Genomic DNA, 18075 nt, shown 5'->3' on the forward strand with positions numbered 1-18075 from the left:
ATGCGAGCTGATGGGGGCCCTGTACAAGTGTCCTCCGTAGGATATTACACTCTTGATAATATCACCTTCCGTAGTAACGCGCCCGATTTCCTAGAGCCGTTTGATGTGCCATTTTCATCCTGTCAGCCACAAGTGGACGCATCAGGTAATCCCATCTTAACAGGTGATTGCTATTCTCGATATACCAACAGCTATCCTGGGGAATTTGCCTCCAACGGGTGGGTTCCTGCAACGCAACCTTTGCCTGCCTACAATCCCAATAATGGTAACCCGGCCTTCTCCGTTAGGCCGGTATCAGGCCTAGCTACTAATTGGCTGATAGTAAAACCACAGTCCATTGCTGGAACCCATAGCAGCTTAGGCGGTAGTGTGGGGGTCACGATATGGCAAAAGACACTGCAAGTACCACCTAATACTGGTGGACGTTTTACAGTAGACGTTCCCTCCGGCAGGCACTCAGATTTGAGGGCTGCTTATATAAGTGGATCTTACCCTTTAACGCCAACTAGGCAAGCAGATCCTGCGAATGGAGTGGATCACTTGATATTTACCGTTCCTGATGCCAATTCGAACGGAAGTGGGGCACAGTGGCCAAGCGGTCAGCTTCATCTGTTCCTAACAACGAGCCAGTATATCGGGATGCGAGCTGATGGGGGCCCTGTACAAGTGTCCTCCGTAGGATATTACACTCTTGATAATATCACCTTCCGTAGTAATGTGTTCCCGAGCGCTTTAGGATTACCAGCTGTGGCCAACGTTTCCATTTGTGAACCAGGGTCTGTACAGCTCAATGTGGATCCGATAGAACCAGATGTAGATTACACTTGGTATGATAGTCCTGCGGCCACTATCCCCATTGGATATGGACCAAATATTACACGAACTGTTACCGCTACTACTACCTATTATGTATCAGCAGAGGGAGATGGCAAGTTAGGTTGTTCATCAGGGTTGAAAGCCGTCACAGTAACGGTGAGTAATACAACGCCCATACCAGTCGTCGCAAACGCGAGCGTATGTGCGCCAGGAGAATCAGCCGAGTTAATTGTAAGTTCTGCACAACCAGGTATGGTATATGACTGGTATGAGAGCGCCACAGCTACTATACCCTTTACTACTGGAGCGCGCGCTACCGTCACCGTCAATAATCCGACTACGTACTACTATGTGCGGGCCCGGCCGTCTGGTACATCTGGTTGCGCCTCTAGTCCTAGGCAAGTCATGGTAACGATTCGAACTCCCTCTGCAGTATTTACTGTAGATGGGGGATTCAGTGGACCAGCCCCATATTTAAAGGGATACCAAGTACGCTTCGTAGCAGCGCCGGGCAATAGTAACTACCGTTGGCAATGGGGCGATGGCACACCAGACTTGATTGTGTCCTCAGGCTCCGGCTTCGAGGCCACTCATACGTTTGCACAACAGGGACTCTTTCAAATTACACTCGTCGTCACCAGAGATTATTTCGATGTGGCAGGCGGTAGTTGCTCCGCTACTTACACCTTACCTGGGCTAGAAATTATTACTCCCTTATGTGAGACCCAAGTGCTGAGCGGCGGGCAGTTCCAACTTAACACCCGTTCCGGGGCAATCAGCTACGTTACTCCAAATACTAACTGTGTGCCTCCGGTATCATTTGAATGCTTGAGCGAAATAGTAACAATCCCGCATGTCATTGCCGCTTCGGCTACAGCTTTTACGAATCAACTCGTGGCGGCTCCCAGCCCTGCGCCATCTGTTGGTACGCCCGCTGCGAATCCTTACTTACAGGGCCAGTGGCAGACCAGCCCCCAAGCCAGTTACAGTTTTCGTACTAGCCTTACTCCCGACCCCCATAACTATTCCGCTGGTACCTTCAACTTACGAGCCTTTGACTGGGAGGGTAGTCTGCGCAACCGCCCGTCCGCTTGGCTAACGGCCGCAGTTACAGAGCGTACCTCTCCCAACGGCGAGGTATTGCAGGAGCGTGATCCGCTGGGCGTGCCCAGCACGGCCAAGTTCGGCTACGGTAAAACCGGGTACGGCACGAGCGCCCAGGCGCTTCCTTACCTACAAGCGCATAATGCCGAGTACGAGGCGGTGCTCTTCGAGAGCTTTGAAAACCAATACAGCGGCACCGGAGAAGACGGCCTTCTGTTGCGCAATAGTGAGTTGCAGATTGTCGCCGACCAAGCCCATACCGGTAGCCAGTCAGCTTTGCTGCAAGCCAGCCGTCAACTCACGCTACAACCCGTGCCGCTAACCCCGCAGCTTAACGCCAGCGGGCTACTGGTTAAAGCCTGGGTACGCCTAGCCGGTTATACGGATGCCCAACTGGTAGATACATATGCCAATTCAACTGTGGAATTGGTTCCGGCCGGGGCAAACACGGGTTTTCGCTTTCCGCTTACCTCGAGCGTGCGAACGGGGGAATGGCTGTTGTTTGAAGCCCGTGTGCCGATGAACAGCCCAAACGGTGCTCGACTCGGTGACCTGCTTACTCCCGTGTTGCATTTTAGTAACAACGGTGCTCCAAACGTGTGGGTGGATGACGTGCGCGTACAGCCGCGCGAGGCGCAGATGACGGCTTACGTATATGATCCCATCAGCTTGCGCCTGCTGGCCAGCTTCGATGACCAGCACTTTGCCTTGCGCTACCAATATAACGCGGAGGGCAAACTAATTCGCAAACAGGTGGAAACGGAAAAGGGACTTAAAACCCTGCAGGAAACCCAGTACCATACTCCCTCTACCGACCTGGTCAATGATTAACTCCTTTTTCCTCAGCAGATGCAGGGTACATCTACACCTGCTGCTGGTGGCGAGCATGGGCCTGTGTGGCTTCACGCCAGTAGCTCCCTCAGATTGCAAGCAGCAGTTATTAACGGCTTATCATAAGCTGACGGACACGCAGAATAGCGCCAAAACGATAGCGCACTTGCAGTTCACCAGTACCACTTACTCTGTGCCACCCGGCCAGCGCACCGAAAAGGCAGCTGTAGTGCACGGTGAGATCTATACCCAGGGTAATAGAGGCTACTTTACATCCAAGGAGATGAGCGTCTGGCAAGATGGCCGGTATGTGGCAGCCGTGCTGCACACCCAGCGCACCATCCTGCTCACCCGGGCGACGCCCGCCCAGTCGGGCATGAATCCCACGCGCCTCTTCATGCTGCGCGACTCGGTGATTCAACTGGGTACGCTCCAGCAGTGCCAGCGCGAGTTGGTTGGCCAGCAGCAGCAACAGCATGTTCAACTGGGTTACAGCGGGGTCCTGGCTTCCCGGTTGCAGCTGAAGGCGTTGGACTTCTGGCTGGGTCCTCAGAATACCCTGCGAAAGATGAGCATCCAGTATGCGCCCACTGCGACGATCCGCCGGGTGACGCTCGACTTCCAGTTGCAGGAACGCTTAACTGCTTCCTCCAAACTACCGGTTGATGCCCGCACCCAGGTGCTGAATTCCCAGGGCGCGCTTTTGCCTGCCTATCAAGGGTACCGCTTAGTCAACCAGATAGGACCTGCCCACTAGGTCTAGAACTTTCTATCCAGATTTTTCGCCGCTAACCGCGCTCTTATGCTGCCTTCCTTTACGTGCCTTATCAAGCTATCTATTCGTTGGACTAAGCCGGCAATGCCTACCCTATCTAGCTGGGTACTGCTTTGGCTCCTGTTTCTGCTGGGCCCAACAACGAGCCAGGCCCAGGTTAACTATTCCATCGAGCCCAGTGGCGCTTCGAGCGTCGTTATTCCGCGGGCCCAGTGGGGACGAGCGGACCAGTACGCCGTGCTATTCCCCCGCCAGGATTGCGGAAATCTCAAGAAGCTGCGCGTCGAGGTGCACCTGGATACGGGGCCGGATCATGCCGCTGCCCCGAATGCCTCCTTCACCTGCTCGCAGCAGGTCGTGGTTACGATCAGTTCCTCGGGCGGAACGCTCACTCCTTCCTCCGTTCAAACGACACTTGCTATCACCCAAGCGAAGGCTGAGCACTGGCGCCTGCTGGATGTAAGTCAGTTTTTAGGGAGCAACAGTGCGGCCAACGATATCATTATCCGTGTGGCCGTTCCTTCTTCGCCATCGACGACGGGTACCCCGCCGACCACCTCGCGCATCAGCCTGCGGTGCGTGCCCGAGTACGAGACGTACGCGGCCGCCTCTTTTACCGTTGTACCCACGGCGCCGACACCGGTAGCCGGGTATGAGCAAACGTTGCGCTGGACTAGCAGTTGCCCGCTGGTTACCTCCTACCAACTCCAGCTGTTGCACCGCCCTGTTAAAGTAGCACGGGCTGCGGGCCAGCTATCGTCCACCATAGCCAGCTACGATCCGAACGCGCAGCCGAGTGAAGCAGAGTGGAACCGGAGCGGGTTGCTGCTAGAAACGGGTAGTGCCAATTTGTTTTACAAGCTGACGCTGGCGGAAGGCGAAGGCGTCTATCATTGGCGGGTACGCGCCCTCGGTAACCAATCAGGCGGGGCGACCAATCCCGTCAACTGGGGACCTTGGTCTCTCCAAGACGTGAAGTTTGCCGTAACGGCACCGGATGCGGCCAGCAACTGGATTTATTCCCGCTCGTTTAGTGAAAACGGCCATGTAGCCGAAAAGTTGACTTTCGCTACGGGTTTGCAACAGGTTCGGCAGACGCAGACTCGATTGGCCACGCCAACGCAAAGTGATACCCAATTGGGAGAGCAGGTAGTGGCGGTGCAAACCGTCCAGGATTTTGCCGGACGGGACGCCGTAACTAGTCTGCCCATACCATTGCAGGGCACTGGTGCCGGGGCCTTGGGCTTTAAGCCGGCATTGCTGGCCCGTACGCCGGGCATTCCCTACGAAGCTGCCCATTTCGATGCGAATGCTACGGTGCGCAGTCCGCAAACTGCCCAGGAGCAAGGCTATTACAGTCGCAGCAATGACCGCGTGGCGGATGCGGAAGGGTACCCCTTTTCCCGTACTCTCTTTAGCAACGACGGGACCAACCGGGTGGTGGAACAGGGAGGGGTCGGCGACAAGTTGCGCGTACGGGCCAGCGACGCGCATACTGTTCGCACCAGCTACAACAGCGTTGCCCCAGTGGAAGTATTCAACCTGTTCGGGCGGGAGAGCCCGCAGGTGGAGGGGTTGTACAAGGTAATTACCACCGATCCTAATAACGTAAGTTCGGTTACGTATCAGACCAAGGAAGGCAAGACCATTGCTACGGCCCTGGCTGGCGTTGGCGCCGCGAATGCCGCGTTGCAGGATTTGCCGAGTGGCGCCGGCAGTACGACCCGCATCGTCGAATCCATTACGGGACAAGGCCAGCTCATCAGCAAAACCTTGACGCTGACCGAGCCCCAGACGCTTAGCATTAATTATTCCATTACGCCCGCCCAGTTGGCGGCCGGGTGCATCAATTACTGCTCTAGCTGTGACTATCAGGTCCGCGTCCGCGTAGTGGACGTAAATGGTGAGCCGGGAGCAGATGAAGTATCGACCTTCGCGCCGGTGCTGGTACGGGCGGCTGACCGGTGCAGTGTGGGGTCTATTGGCCTGCCGAGCATAACAGACATCAATTTACCCGCCGGCACTTACCGCATCGAGCGGGAGGTGGTGCCGGCCGAGCAATATCCGGTGACGGCTACCATGCCTATTGTTGGTCCGTCTACTGAAACCCGTTCGCTAGCCCAGCACCTAGACAAGCTACGGGTAGAGTTGGACAAAAAATTCACCAACGATGCGCGATGGTCGAAGATCAGCTCCTATCTGGATCCGGAAGCGCGGGGGAGTTTTCTCAATGATGTGGACGAGCTGTACCGCTATCTGGCAGACCAGAACTTGGCGCAGGAAGTCCGCGAAGGACAACCCTGTTATAAGATTCCGATTGCCGGATGCGCCGACGAATTCATCTATTTTCCCATCTTGGCCAACTACTGTCCGCCACCCTTCAATCCGACTGCTCCAGGCTTTGAAGCCGAATTGCAAGCGGCGTTGGCGGAATTGAATCTGCGCCCGGACTATGCAGCCACCCCTCACACGATTACCGAACTTCTGACTGTTTCCGGTTACACTGCCGGGCAAGTTGATCAGCTGGTCACGAATATGGCGGGCTCAACGGAGCGGGACCCCATAACGGGGCAGCTACGCTTATCCTTCCCAGGCGAGGAGTTGCAGAAATGCTGGGGTGGTCTATTGGCTAGTCTGGAAGCTATGGTGTATCAGGGGACGGGACTGCCTGCCGGCTACCAGTTCAACATCGTGCGGGAGTTCTTGCAGTGCACGGGTATAAATATGACCCGGCCCATCGCAGCGCCAGGAACGGTGTCCCCTACCCGGGCATTCGAAGAGTTTGTGTACGATCCGAATAATCCGGCGCATCAGAGTTGTTTCAGTGCTATCGCGGTAACGAGCGAGGATCCAAGTGCGAATCAATCCCCTCCTTCCTATACTACCGTAGTAGCTAATTTTTCTTCTTCTTACGATAAGGAAAAACGGAATCAGGTATATACCTGCCTGCAAAATTTCACGGGTACTACATCGACGGCCCCTGCCCTTACCCAAGCGGAGGTGGAAGAACAGACTGCCACGCTGATTCAGCAGGCCCGGCAGGCGTGTGAGGACCGTCGCAGTGAATTTCGCCGCGTCATCACCTTGCAGCTACGTCAACAAGGCCAGTACATCGAAGGAGACGTCTACGCGTGGACGCCGGCTTCTGGAGAGGGGGGCGTGCCGACCATTACCCAAACGCCGCTGGCTGCCGGGACGGTTCTGCTGCCCACCTGCGAGGTGGAAAGTCTGGTGCAGGATATGGTGGAGCAGTGTAAAGCAGAGTGTGTGCTTACTCCAGTTAGAGATAGCAACGGACGAGTTATTGCAATCGGCAACTTAGATGAACAAAAGAAGTTGCAGCAGGCGATGTTCGGGCAACTGAGCGTGTATGTGAAAAACACCTCCACTGATAACTGCCCAAATGCTGTAGGCTGGCAACCGGTTCCAAAGGTAAGCTCAAGTGGAACTCGCTATGGGATTACTACAACGACAAATGAAATTCTGGCCGCTATCCGCACCCTCACGGAAGGTGCCAATCGCATTACCACCCAGGCCACTCGTCCTCCATTGATAGGTTGCACGGGCCGGTTGAATGAACTCAACGAGAAGTCACTAAACATCTTCTCGTTAGCGACCAGCTTCGCTGATTGGGGTTTTCCATCAAGTCAGGGATGTTCTGTCGTTGGGGAACCCGTTTATGGATCGTTGCTTGACGCCCGGGCTACTCGTCCGGCAGAAGGACAATTCCCTGACGGAAGGACTTCTGCCTTTGCCTTCAGGACGGATTATATATTGATTACTAAGCGGAGTCCCAACGTAAATGGAGCCTGCCTCCCTACACCCACGGCGGCGGCGTTGCCAACTGGCTGCGCCAATTTCTTGGCGGATGCTATCGAGACATTTAAGCATCATTACTTTATTCGATTTGTAAACCCATCGACGAGACAAGCTTACGAAAAGGCCCAGATCCGAACGATTTCGGAGCCCTACTTTGCGCCTGGGGCCCAGTTTGCTTCTTCTCGCACGGATGATACCAGCAACGGTATTTATGTGCGTCTGATGATTCAAGACCTTACCAGCGGGCGCCAGCACCTGGTAGAGGCAGCAATTGAAGTAGTGAACGAGAACGATCCGTATCCGGTTTCAAATGGAGATGGAGTGGTTGCTTGGAAGTTCAACGAGTCCACTTGCCCGTCGGCCACAAGCACGCGGCAACTGTGCTACAAATGGGGGGAGCCAACCACTATCACGCCGCCCTCCGACGACTTCCCTGTCTTCGAACCGGTAGCCGAGGCCTGCAACGTGGTTGCTGCTCGGCGCCTACTAGAAGCCTATCAGCAGCAGCAAAACAGCTGGATTCAAACCCAACTGACCGCCTTCACCAACCATTTCCAGCAGCAATGCGTGGCACTGGCTTCCTTACAGGAAACCTTTACAATTGGGTATAACCTGGGCTACCATCACTTCACACTCTATTACTACGATCGGGCAGGTAATCTAACCAAAACAGTGCCCCCAGCGGGCGTATCGCGCCTTAGCCTGACCAGCCCGCAGGTAGCGACGCTACTCACAGTGGCCCGTAGCAACTGGCCGTTGCCCCAGCACCGGCTCGCGACAACGTATACCTACAACAGCCTGCACCAGCTTGAGAAGCAAAGCAGCCCCGACGGGGGCGAAACGCATTTCTTTTACAACCGCAAAGGACAGCTCCGCTTCTCACAGAACGCCCGGCAGCGCAACGCGCAGCTGCCTTCGTACTCGTATACCCGCTATGATTTACTGGGCCGGGTGACGGAAGTAGGAGAAAGCTCTACTAATGCCACTGCGCCCAATGCTGTTGGCGTCGAGTTACCGCAAGTAGTGTCGGAGTTGGAGAACATGAACTTTCCGCCGGTGGATGAGGTGCGGCAGGTAACGCGCACGGGATATGGGGACCAGGGCTTTACTATGGCCTATCGGGGACAAACGCAGCGCTATCTCACCAACAGGGTGGCGTACTCGTACTACGACGTGGACGGCAACCCCGGCAGCGTGGCCGACAACAGCTATACGTATTATAGCTACGACCCCCACGGCAACGTGGAGTGGCTGGGCCAGGAGCAGGCGGGATTGGGGCGCAAATTTGTGCGTTACGAGTACGATCTGATCAGCAACAAGGTCACGCAGGTGCACTACCAAGAAGGTGAGCCCGACCAATTTTACCATCGCTACAGCTACGACGGTGACAACCGCCTCACGCAGGTGCAGACTTCTACGGACGGAGTAGTCTGGGACCAGGATGCGCGCTATACGTACTTTGCCCATGGCCCCCTCAAGCGGTTAGAGTTGGGCGAGGACCATGTGCAGGGCATCGATTACACCTACACGCTGCAAGGCTGGCCCAAGGGCGTCAACCATCCGGGCCAGGACCCGGGCCAAGATGGGACAGGCACGCGCTTGACGGCCTCCGCCAAAGATGCCTTCGGGATGAGTTTGGGCTACTTCGATGGAGATTATATATCCGACAATACCGCGTGGGTGGCTGGCGCCGGGAGTGTCCTGCAACCACAGCACAGCCTCTTTAATGGTAACATTGCCTCCTGGACTACCAAGACGCGCAATGACCTGACGGGTGCAGTAGGTAGCATCCAACCTTCCCAGTTTGAGGGAGCCGTGGGTGAGCAGTACCGGTACGACCAGCTCAACCGGCTCAAGAGCAGCGAGACAGCCTACCACGTTGCCACGACGGGTACTTTCAGTCCCACGGCCGACTATGCTACCAGCTACAGCTACGACCCGAACGGTAACCTGACTTCACTGACCCGCAACGGGGCCAGCCGCTTCGGCCAGTTGGCTATGGACCAACTCAGTTACCAGTACGACACGCAGAATGGGCGCGATAACCGCCTGCTGCGCGTCAACGATCCGACGCCCAACCAGAGCTACTACGCCGATGCCATCGCCCAGACTAACGGCACAAGTGCCCAGTACGGTTACGATGAGATCGGGAACCTAACCAGCGACGCCACGAGCGGGGTGAGCAACATCACGTGGAACGTGTACGGCAAGATCGAGCATGTGACGCAGGCCAACGGGCGGGCTATCCTCTACGGCTACGACGCTCAGGGCAACCGCGTGCGCAAGACTATTTCCACCAACAACGGTGCCCAACTCGAGCATACCTTCTATGTACGCGATGCGCAGGGTAACGTATTAGCTGTCTATCAACAACAGCGGCAGCAATCCAGTGGTGGGCTATCGGCCATTACTACCGTAAGTCTCATAGAGCAGCCAATTTACGGTAGCAGCCGCTTAGGCCTGCGTAAACTGACTACAGGTCAAAGCTTGCCTCCAGTATCAAACGAGTACTTTGATCGGCTCGTGGGGCAGAAGCAATACGAGTTGGTCGATCATCTAGGTAACGTACGGGCGCTGGTAGGCGATACCAAGCGGCCTGATGATGCGGTGGCCAGCACCTACAAGCCCGATTTGTTGGCTTACTACAACTACTACCCCTTCGGCCAAATGCAGCCGGGGCGCACGGCCCCAAATACAGCCACGGGTAGCGGTGGCTACCGTTATGGTTTCAACGGTAAAGAACAGGATAATAATAGAGAGCTAGGACTTACTATCTATGATTTTGGCGCACGAATCTATAATCCAGCATTAGGACAGTTTTTGAGTACTGACCCTTTAGAAAAGAAGTTTCCTAATCAATCACCTTTCGTTGTTTCAGCTAACAATCCAATAAGCCTCATTGATGACAATGGTAATGGGCCTAGATTACCTGGATTTATAGCTACGGTGAAAGCTCTACTTTATAATCCTATTATCTTTGACGCTCTATTCCATGCTAATAACACATCTGTTCACGGAGCATATGAATGGGCAAATGGAAGAGCTCCACGTGAGGAGGGTAAAATTTTAGGGGCAGTAGGTGAGGCTATAGCTTATGAGAGAATAGTAAAAAGGGATGATGGTTTAGCTCCTTTTTATATGTTAAAATCCGAAAGATTTTTTGGTGGGTATCATAATAATCTCCAAATTGACATTATGCAAACTCAAGAGACAGGTCGTGTAGAAGTCGGTGGAGTTGCCCTTAATCATACACTTGGTATAAGAAAGTATTCTGCGACTGGAGTATTCTTAGGAATAGAGGTATTTGGTATTAGCAGAAGAAAACAAACATGGAATGTACTTGCTGAGGTAAAAACTATCAACCCTAACAACAGTGCAAAAACAAATTATGGTTACCTTTCAACTGGTATAAATCAAGTTATAGACAGGGGTGAAGGAGATCATAATATTGGAGTATTAATAACTGATGCTCAGTCATGGAATAATGTAATGAATGATCCTGTATATGGGCCCCAATTGGCCGAAGATTATAAAAGATTAACCGGTAGCGGGAATTTCTTACAATTGGAAGAGGGGTTTTACCGAGAAAGTAGTAGAGCACTTCATGGATTAGGGGATAAGCTAAAGGAAAAAGTAAAATGATAAAGTATTATACTGACATTTCATTTCTTTCTTTGAATATCACATCCTGCTTTGATGCGTTATACGAGTATGAATCTGAATCCCTTTCAGATAATATTGATGTAATGCTAAATGCATTAAAAAGTGATGTCAAACCTAATTATTCAAATAAGCAAATTGAAAGTGCTTTACTCGAAAAAAAATTAGAAACCTCAGTTTCGCTGTTGGATGATGGGCATTATAGGAATATGTTTTTGATGCTAAAATCTTTGGCGTATAATAGAGAATTATGGATGTCAAATCCTGAAGTCTTTATTAGTCATGATTTGTTTTCAATATTATTAGATCGTTCTAATGTATTTAGGAATGTGTTTTTTAATAGAAATTATCTTAGTGACTTAGATTTTATATATCAAGAACAATATATATATGAATACAAGGTATTAGATCCTAACACATCTAGTATGCTACTCGTTGAGCTAAGCATGCTAAACTTTGTTCAGAAGAGTGAGTTGAAAGAAGAAATAACTTTGTTTAGCATGTTTCTAAAGACGAGTATAGAACATAGAGATGTTCAAATAATTATAAAATACATGAATTGATGATACGCACTGTAACAGTAGAGGTCAATTGGTATGAGGTGCTTTCTCTGGTCACTTTCGCAGTAATAATTGTAGGAGGTCTAATGTATTTGTTTGAATATAAAAAAAAGGAGAAGCAGTAGAATGAGAGGAATATCAGTTGAGGGCAACCGCCGATTATGCTTATTCATTATGGGTTGAATTCGGACGTGGTGCATAGCTAAAGAAATACTGAACAATCAGATTCTGCGCACGAAGACGGTAAATTTTTAGTGCAAGGAGCATTTAATGGATTCCACGGTGCTGGTGTGCCTGTAGCCTTAGGGGATGAACCGATACGTAGGCTCAGGCGTGGCCGCAAGCCTCCCATTCGTCGGTAAAGTGCCATGTGCCATGTGCCAGTGCCATACTGTTTAGGTAAGGCCTGCCTCAACCGGCGCAATATGGCCGCGCCCCAACTGCACAGCGCCTAGGCCACAATGCACTGGCGTACGGCTCCAAGGCCAGTCAGACCTAGGATATGCGCTCTTTGAGGCCTATGAAGGTTCACATCTCATCCTATTCAAACACCCGTGGCTGGCTGGGCTTAGGCCGCAATTGTGGAGTGGCCTGAGCTTTACCGATGAAGGTCGGCACGAAGAGAAGAGGGCGTGATGGCGGCAGGCAGTGCATTGATTGTAGTACTCCCCCAAATTTTGGACAGTTGAGGCGGTCTATCTTGGTCAACGTCATGACACCAAAACGCATCCGTCGCCGCTTTACAGCTTAGTTAAAAGTCGAGTTAGCCTTAGCCACTTTGACCGAGCGGCAGCCGCTGGCTTAGTTGGCTACGCGCTACCAGTTAATTGTTGCGCAAATTAGCCGTTAGAAGCTGCTGCTGCGCGAGCAGGGTGCAGGCCTTCCGAATAGGCAGGAATCGCTGTGCCTGCGGCTTCCAATCTGGAGCCCCTTTACGCGGACATCGTCAAGCTGTAGGTGGAGAACCAGCTGCTAAAAAAAATGCATCCGCCATGATCATCTCTTAACAACGGGCGCTGGTGCAAGCCGGTACTAACGGCAGTGTGCCAAGCCCTAGAGCTCTCGCGCAGCAACTAGTATTACCGGCCGTAAGGTGAAACGGCGCTGAATCTGCAGCTCATGTGCCTGCTAGATGAGGAGTACATCCGCCACAGCTTCAAGGGCGTGTTGGTCCTGAACGGTTACCTACGCTTGCAGGGTTATCAGATCAACGAGAAGCGCGTGCGCCAGCTGCTACGCTTCTCGTTGATCTGAAGGCCGTCTACCCCAGACCGCGTTTGTCTGTGCTGGGCCAAGGCATCACGCCTTACCCTTACCTGCTACGCGAACGAAGCATCACGGCCCCGAACGAAGTCTAGAGCACGGACATCATCTACATCCCTATGGCCCGCGACTTTTTGTATCTGATGGCCATGCTGGACTGGCACTCGTGCTACGTGCTTAGCTGGGAGCTCTCCAACACGCTAGATGTGGGCTTTGGCCTCTCGGCCCTGGGCTGCGCGTTGCGCCAGCAACCAGCACCGTTCGTCTTTAACTACGATCAAGGCAGCTAGTTCACCAGCGCGGCCTTCGAGCAGGAATTGCTGCAGGCCAACTGCCGCATCAGTAGCGACGGGTGGGGGCGCACCACGGACAACACCTTTGTCGAGCGTCTCTGGCGCTCCGTCAAATGGGGGTGGAGTGCGTGTATTGGAACCTCGCCACCAACGGTTGCCACTATGAACAGCTGCATACTTACTTCACCCACCACCGCCCCACCAAGCCCTGAAAGGGCAAACACTGGCTTCAATCTACTGCCAAACGCCTCCCTTCAACACTCTGCCAATTTGCTTAACTACCTCCGTTTAAGCTGTCCAGTTTTCGGGAGTAGTACACGGGCCACGCTTCTGGGCAATGCCCGATGAATTGGTAGCGGCTCATGACTAAGAGGGCTGAGAGAAGATAGTCACGACTTTTTTAAAATGTTGCGCTTCATTTCCACGAGTTTAATCTCGACATGCAGGCGCTTGATTTCGCCACGCCAAGCACCGCGGCTTACAGGGCCTGGCGCTACCAGCGGCCCACCAGTACTGGCGAAATGCCTCGGGCGCGGGCTACGTCGGTTTGCTAGGCACCGGGCGCTACTTGCCGGACGCACTCGACTTTGAAGGCGGACGTATATTTCTGGCGGGTGGGGGGCAATCCGCCTAGATTCAGTTTCTCGGTCATGGGCAACAGAAGTCAAGACTTCGCGCTGTCTGTTTCAACTAGGGTGTGTGGACAGCAAGGATAGTAGTTTTACGCCCTGCGCCGTCATGAATTAACTGAACGCGAATGGAACGTGGTCGAAGCGCACGTCCTTGGCCGGCTGGGTACCGGGCGTGACAACCGCTTGTTTGTCAATGCCGTGCTCTACCGCGTGCGCACGGGCGTAGCCTGGCGTGACTTACCTGAACGGTTCGGGCCGTGGAACACGGTGGCGCGACGTTTTCGCCGCTGGGCGCAGGCGGGCGTGTGGGAAGCGCTCTTCCACGCGGTACAAGAGCCTGACTATGCCTGGGTACTAATCGACTCGACAACGGCCAAAGCGCACAAAGCGGCAGCTGGTCAAAAAAAAGTACACCTGCAGCCGAAGCCCTAGGCCGTTCTCGTGGCGGCTTTTGCACCAAGGTGCATGCCGTGGTGGACGCACTGGGCAACTGCCTACATCTGGTCCTCACCCCGGGCGAAGCGGCTGACAGCCCCCAACTACCCGCTTTACTGGCGGCCTTGCCCGAACCACCCGGGGCGGTGGTGGCTGACAAAGCCTACGACACCGAAAAGGCACTCTACATCGTCGCCCAGCACGCGGCCGAAGTTGTCATTCCGCCCAAAGCTAACCGGCTGAACCAGCGCGACTACGATGAAAACCTCTACGCCGACCGCAACAAGATCGAACGTTTTTTCGGTCGACTCAAAGAAGTGCGAGGCGTTGCCACTCGCTATGAGAAAACGGCCACGTCTTTTTTAGCCGTCATTCATCTGCTGGTCGCACTCGATTGGATGCGCTAGCTGTCCACACAGCCTAGATCACCTCATCGAAAACAGGTGTATATTTTTGCGAGTAACGAATTGAACATCAGAGTGTATTTGCCAATTTATAGGAAGTTAAGACTTCTTATCAGTTGCCCTGACTAAACCAATTTATACCTCAAGAATCAGTATACTCTTGCAATTACTTGTTCAACGCTTGTATTACTTCCTGTGTAATGTTAACTCCTTCTTTACCATAAACTACAGTACCAGCTTCAGTGGCAGCAAATACAATGTCGTACCCATGTGCCTCTCCATACTGGCGCATAAACGCATCTGCTTTGCTGATCACTTCCTGCGTCAGTCGTGCTTCCTCTGCTGCTGCCTTATCGGTCACAGCTTTCTTATAAGTGAAATACTGCTGCTGCCGTTGCGCAAGTTGCTCTTCCCGCGCGCGCCGCTCCGTTGCGGGCAAGGAAGCTCGAGTCCGATTGTAAACATCTAGCTCCTGCTGTACAGTATGTTGTAATGTATCCAAGTTCGCTTGCCAGCTTTCAGCCTCCTGCTTGTATTTGACTCGGGCATCCTGCATCACTTTGTAGCTTTCCAGCACTTTGGAGTTCTCTACATACGCCAACTTAGGGGGGGAGGCCATAAATTGTATAATTCCAATAAAAAATAGCCCAATGGCAAATACGGTGTTGAATAAGGATTGACGAGTGACAACCATAATACGAGATGAATAAATTATTCTGCGAAACTACACATAATCTACTTCATCAAAAAGTTGTGAAGTAAAAGCAATGTATTTGAATAAGCCAAAAAACAAATAATAACAAAATAGGAACAATTGTAGTTGATATCTACATATTCCTTCCCATTAAAGTCAGTGAATAGTGTCTTTAACGGCTTTTGAAGGATAAAAAAATCAACAAGGTATAGTCGTTTTATGGACTATGTAACTGTATTCTGTATGAATGTGAAACCAAAAATGTAGATAATATTACATATTGGTAATGAAAAATTTAGCTATCTTGCCCCATGTTTTCTTATTGTGTCATTCTTTACCACCGAATATTCTATATACTATCATGATGCGTTCATTAAGCTATAAAGGTCGGCTGGCAGCTTATACCTTGACAGAGCTGTTAATTGTACTTGTTATCATTGGAATCCTTATTTTAATGGCATTGCCCGTACTCATGCCTCTTATCAGCCGGACTCGTAGCGTGGAAGCCAAACAAATGCTGACCCACTTACAGACGCTGGAAAAAACCTATTTCTACGAGCACTCCCGCTATGCAGCTAGCCTCGACGAAGCAGGGTTTGAGCAGGAGAAGCTAACTACGGAAGATGGAAAGGCCAATTACCGGATCGAGATAATCAACGCTGGCCCTACTACGTTTCAGGCTCGCGCCACCTCGGTAGTAGATTTTGATGGGGACGGCACCTACAACGTGTGGGAAGTGGACCAGGATCAAAAACTGACTGAAGTAACGAAAGATTAGTTGCGATCCTCACGGCACTATGACCACTTTCACAATCATCCACTACAGCGCTGAAGTACTGGCCTTCAGCATGCTTATCAGCATGCTAGTGCAGGATTGGCGCTGGCGGGGAGTATACTGGTATTTCTTTCCTTTACTGGCTGTCTTATTTTTCGGACTCCGCCTCGACCAGCAGCCTTTAGAAACGGTACTGGCCGACTCCGCCGTTAACGTTGCTTTTGTCGTTTTACAGATGCTTGTTTTGAGCCTGTACGTGCGGTTACGTTTTGCCGCATCCCTGCAAGCATACCTCGGGTTAGGAGACATCTTGTACTGGTTAGCTGTAGCGGTCTTTTTCTCTCCCGTTGTCTTCATCCTATACTACCTCAGCAGCCTAGTAGTAGCATTACTTACATTCTTGATAGTGCGCCGGGTAGTAAGTAAGCCAATCGATGCGCGGATTCCCCTTGCCGGCTTACAAGCCGGGTATTTGGCACTGCTGCTACTGGTTTCGTGGCTATCACCTACCAAGCTGCCGGTCGGTGACCAGTGGCTGCTCGACTATATAAGCTGATGGAAGCTCTACTCGCATACATCCCCATTGAGGCGAGCCTGATGCAACTCATCAGCGCCGAGCAGGCCTGGCATTACCGCATTGTTCCCCAGGCTAGTACGCCCACAGCCCTGCACTTTTACGTGGACGCAGCAATCGAGACGACCAGTTTGGTTGACGAATTAGAAGTGGCATTAGGCCAGGGGGTGCAACTGGAGCCGGCCGATTCGCAGCGCATCGAGCGTACGCTCAACAAGTATTTCCTACGCCAAGCAGCGCGGCCCACCACGCCCGAGCAGGCCAAACTGGTTACGGGTCCGGGTTCTTCGTCCGAGGATTTCCTGTTTCGGCTGATCCAGGAAGCCCGGGAACTGCGCAGCAGTGACATTCACATTGAGAGCTACGCCGAAAAGGCCCGGGTACGCATCCGCGTTGATGGTCTGCTGCTGGAACGCTACCATCTGCCGCGGACCGAGTACCCGGCCTTAATTAACCGGGTGAAAATCATGGCCGGGCTCGATATTGCCGAGAAACGGCTGCCACAAGACGGCCGGATCTTCTTTGCGAATGGGCAGCAAAAAATTGACATCCGGGTATCGGTTGTGCCCACCCTGCACGGGGAAAAGGTGGTGCTCCGTCTGTTAAGCAACGACGCTACCAATATCGACCTGAACACGATGGGGCTGCGGCCCGCTGATTTGCGCAGCTACCTGGAAGGAGTACGCCGGCCCACTGGTCTGATCCTGATCAGCGGCCCCACCGGTTCGGGAAAAACCACTACCCTTTACGCCACGCTCAAGCTGCTGAACAAGGAAAGCCGCAACATCCTGACCATCGAAGACCCGATCGAGTATACACTTGAGGGCATCAACCAGGTGCAGCTGCGCGAGAACATCGGTTTAAATTTCGCGGCCGCGCTCCGCACCTTTCTGCGCCAGGACCCGGACATCATCATGGTCGGCGAAATCCGAGATCCGGAAACGGCCAGCATGGCGATCCGGGCGGCCCTGACCGGCCACCTGGTCTTATCTACGATCCACACGAACTCGGCCTGGGGCACGGTTTCTCGGCTCATCGACATGGGCATCCCCGCCTATATGGTGGCCAATACGCTCAACACCAGCGTGGCCCAGCGCCTGCTGCGGCTACTCTGCCCGGAATGCAGACGGGCCGAAGCGTTTAATCCCGACCTTTACCCCCGCCGGTTCAGACCCTTCCGTCTCGTAACAAAACACTATTTATCCGTTGGCTGCCCAGCGTGTTATTATACCGGATACCGCGGCCGTAAAGCCGTTTATGAAGTTATTTCTCTGGATTCCGAGTTAGCTGATTATTTAAAAAATCAAAATCTGAATGTATCCGATTTATTGCGGGAACGCGGCATTACCTCTTTGGCTGAAAATGCCTTCTCGCTATTTGAACAGGGTGACACCACTCTGGATGAGGTGTATCCGCTCTTATTTGATCTCTAAAAGCCTT

Annotated in this window: 10 protein-coding genes and 2 pseudogenes; 11 read left to right on the forward strand and 1 reads right to left on the reverse strand. The window is 52.7% G+C overall.

Annotated elements, in window-relative coordinates:
- Positions 1–639 precede the first annotated feature (639 nt).
- The 8 genes and pseudogenes from J0X19_RS25275 to J0X19_RS22770 form a co-directional block, all read left to right on the forward strand.
- Positions 640–1221: pseudogene (locus J0X19_RS25275) on the forward strand (immunoglobulin domain-containing protein); the annotation flags it as partial.
- Entirely contained in the window at positions 1222–2751 is a 1530-nt protein-coding gene (locus tag J0X19_RS22740) for a PKD domain-containing protein (RefSeq protein WP_206986716.1), read from the forward strand.
- A 283-nt stretch (positions 2752–3034) separates the two neighbouring features.
- Positions 3035–3508, forward strand: coding sequence for a hypothetical protein (locus tag J0X19_RS22745; protein WP_206986717.1), 474 nt, complete (start codon positions 3035–3037; stop codon positions 3506–3508).
- Between the two features lie 45 nt (positions 3509–3553).
- On the forward strand, positions 3554–10987 hold the full coding sequence (locus J0X19_RS22750) for an RHS repeat domain-containing protein (protein ID WP_206986718.1): 7434 nt from the start codon (positions 3554–3556) through the stop codon (positions 10985–10987).
- 32 nt (positions 10988–11019) lie between these two features.
- Complete coding sequence (locus J0X19_RS22755) at positions 11020–11568, forward strand: hypothetical protein (protein ID WP_206986719.1); 549 nt, start codon at positions 11020–11022, stop codon at positions 11566–11568.
- Between the two features lie 1116 nt (positions 11569–12684).
- Positions 12685–12819 carry a hypothetical protein gene (locus J0X19_RS25065; protein WP_257573413.1) on the forward strand — a complete coding sequence of 45 codons (135 nt, stop codon included), beginning with the start codon at positions 12685–12687 and terminating at the stop codon, positions 12817–12819.
- A 116-nt stretch (positions 12820–12935) separates the two neighbouring features.
- A complete protein-coding gene (locus tag J0X19_RS22760; protein WP_394369136.1) occupies positions 12936–13118 on the forward strand; it encodes a hypothetical protein in 183 nt (60 codons plus the stop codon).
- 758 nt (positions 13119–13876) lie between these two features.
- Positions 13877–14595 (forward strand): annotated as a pseudogene (locus J0X19_RS22770) (IS5 family transposase); the annotation flags it as partial.
- A gap of 163 nt (positions 14596–14758) precedes the next feature.
- Here J0X19_RS22770 and J0X19_RS22775 read toward each other — a convergent pair.
- A complete protein-coding gene (locus tag J0X19_RS22775) occupies positions 14759–15286 on the reverse strand; it encodes an OmpH family outer membrane protein (protein ID WP_206986722.1) in 528 nt (175 codons plus the stop codon).
- 361 nt (positions 15287–15647) lie between these two features.
- Between J0X19_RS22775 and J0X19_RS22780 the strand changes: the two genes are divergently transcribed.
- Genes J0X19_RS22780 through J0X19_RS22790 form a run of 3 tightly spaced genes read left to right on the forward strand, consistent with a single transcriptional unit; the run spans position 15648 to position 18068 of the window.
- Positions 15648–16064, forward strand: a complete 417-nt coding sequence (locus J0X19_RS22780; RefSeq protein WP_242583236.1) for a prepilin-type N-terminal cleavage/methylation domain-containing protein — start codon at positions 15648–15650, stop codon at positions 16062–16064.
- A gap of 19 nt (positions 16065–16083) precedes the next feature.
- A complete protein-coding gene (locus J0X19_RS22785) occupies positions 16084–16617 on the forward strand; it encodes a hypothetical protein (RefSeq protein ID WP_206986723.1) in 534 nt (177 codons plus the stop codon).
- Positions 16617–18068: a GspE/PulE family protein gene (locus tag J0X19_RS22790; protein ID WP_242583239.1), complete on the forward strand. Its 1452-nt coding sequence runs from the start codon at positions 16617–16619 to the stop codon at positions 18066–18068. The genes J0X19_RS22785 and J0X19_RS22790 overlap by 1 nt, the downstream gene beginning before the upstream one ends.
- Positions 18069–18075: the final 7 nt, after the last annotated feature.

The organism is Hymenobacter telluris, from assembly GCF_017313265.1.
GTDB lineage: Bacteria > Bacteroidota > Bacteroidia > Cytophagales > Hymenobacteraceae > Hymenobacter > Hymenobacter telluris.